This is a genomic window from Lentilactobacillus hilgardii DSM 20176 = ATCC 8290 (assembly GCF_000159315.1).
GTDB lineage: Bacteria > Bacillota > Bacilli > Lactobacillales > Lactobacillaceae > Lentilactobacillus > Lentilactobacillus hilgardii.
Genome location: NZ_GG669992.1, coordinates 39,619 through 41,509, shown reverse-complemented (window position 1 = coordinate 41,509; position 1,891 = coordinate 39,619). Strand labels below are relative to the sequence as shown.

Annotated in this window: 2 protein-coding genes; both read left to right on the top strand. The window is 39.6% G+C overall.

All coding sequences use genetic code 11. The features are described from left to right. The first annotated feature begins 88 nt into the window (after positions 1-88). Entirely contained in the window at positions 89-415 is a 327-nt protein-coding gene (locus HMPREF0519_RS00180) for a SemiSWEET family transporter (protein WP_003633625.1), read from the top strand. Between the two features lie 174 nt (positions 416-589). Then, entirely contained in the window at positions 590-1,825 is a 1,236-nt protein-coding gene (locus tag HMPREF0519_RS00175; protein ID WP_003633623.1) for an ISL3 family transposase, read from the top strand. Positions 1,826-1,891 lie beyond the last annotated feature (66 nt).

Sequence of the window (1,891 nt, the reverse complement as noted above, 5' to 3'; positions counted from 1 at the left end):
GTAAAAATATCTAGCTTTTAGAGTAGGGAAGTGGTAATACTAGTGGTGAAAGAAAGAATAAATCGGGGAAGATTTGGAAGCGATCGGCATGCAAAGTCAATTAAGGCCCACACAGGGACAGTTTAGAAATCAAGTTCAGGACGCACTACATAAGAAGCGCATTGATGAAATTAAGTTAATCGGGGATTTTGCGACGATTGCCAACTTTATTATGTATGTTTCATATATCGGTGAGATTATCAGTAATTTAAACGGTAATCCAATTTCACCCATCCAGCCGTTATTTGCCGCATTAAACGCTACGTTATGGGTTAGCTATGGCTGGTTGAAGCCTAAGAAAGACTGGCGGTTGATCATCGCAAGTTTTCCAGGTGTTGTTTTTGGCGTATTGGCAGCGTTGACGGCCATGATGTGAAGAGAGAAATGGACGATCATTATTTAAAATATTTTTGGGTCTAAATTTAAAATATTTTTGGGTCTAAAATTTTTGGGGTTGATACCGTAAGGTATCAATCTTTTTTTGCATATAAATAGGGCATCGCCCTACTATTGAATTAGCCAATAATTCAGATAGAAAGAAGTAAAAACGATGTCCCAAGACAAGCTTATCTTAAATTTAGTTGGTTTAAAAGACCCCCACATTCACTTCGAGGCTGATGCTAAAACCCAAACCGGGCTATATTACGGTCATCCGGCATTATTTATCAATGCTAAATTGCTTAAAAAGATTTCACGGTGTCCAAATTGCGGGTTTGCTGATTGCCTTGTAAAAGACGGTCATAAGACCGTTAAATTAAAATTATCCCCACAGAGATTCCACTTATTAATTCTCCGGTTAGCTAAGCAACGGTTTCTTTGTAAACACTGCGGTTCAATCATTACTTCGCAAACGGATACTGTTAAGCCTAACTGCCAAATTTCCAAGAACGTTTGGCAATCAGTGGTGATGGACTTTCATGATAATATGGCAGCAACACTGATTGCTAAACAAAACGGGGTTTCTGCCGGTACCGTCAATCGAGCATATCCGCAAGCAGCGCAAATGATCAGTAATCGGTTTGTTCGCTTACCGAAACATCTCAGTTTTGATGAGTTTACCTCTTCGCACCAAAATCGGCGCATGCGGTTTATCTTTCAAGATGCCGATCATCACAATCGAGTCGTTATTCTGTATGGCCGCCGTAAGGCGTTCCTCAGGAGCTACTTCATGCAGTACTCACAAAAAGAACGAGCTCGCGTTAAAACCATTTCTGTCGATCTAAACGCTGGCTACGTTCACCTAATCCCAGAGCTTTTCCCTAAAGCCAAAATTATAATTGACCGCTTCCACATCATTCAAATGACTCAAAGGTCACTAAATGAGGTACGCTTGTCAGTCGCGAAAAAGCAACTTCATTTCCCGCGTAAATATCGAATGATTAAGAAATATTGGTGTTTATTCGATAAGCCCTTTGATAAGCGGGAAGCTAAACGACTCTATTATCGGGTACCGTTACGAATTGTGACAGATACCGTTGCCCTTAGCCCTAAATTTACCAGTGTTTACTTGGTTTATCAGGATATTTTAACGGCTGTTCAAAGACATGACCAGGATTTACTTGCCAAGACGATCTGTGACTATCGAAAACTCAATTGTTCAATGGATACCGCTATTCGTAGCCTAAAACAAAACTTAAAAGCAGTTACCAATTCCTTGAAATATGCTTACTCCAATGGACCTCTTGAGGGAGTTAACCGCAATATTAAAGCTATTGGTAGAACTGCTTACGGTTATCGGAATTTTGACCATTATCGAACTAGGATTCAAATGGAATTATTTGCTTAATTCAATTAATGCAAAAGAAAAAGCAAATCCCTTCGGATTTGCTATATAAGCTGATATCAACCTCAG

Bases quoted from the DNA above. Each gene is read 5' to 3' on its own strand.
- HMPREF0519_RS00175 (WP_003633623.1), top strand. From the start codon at position 590: ATGTCCCAAGACAAGCTTATCTTAAATTTAGTTGGTTTAAAAGACCCC.
- HMPREF0519_RS00180 (WP_003633625.1), top strand. From the start codon at position 89: ATGCAAAGTCAATTAAGGCCCACACAGGGACAGTTTAGAAATCAAGTT.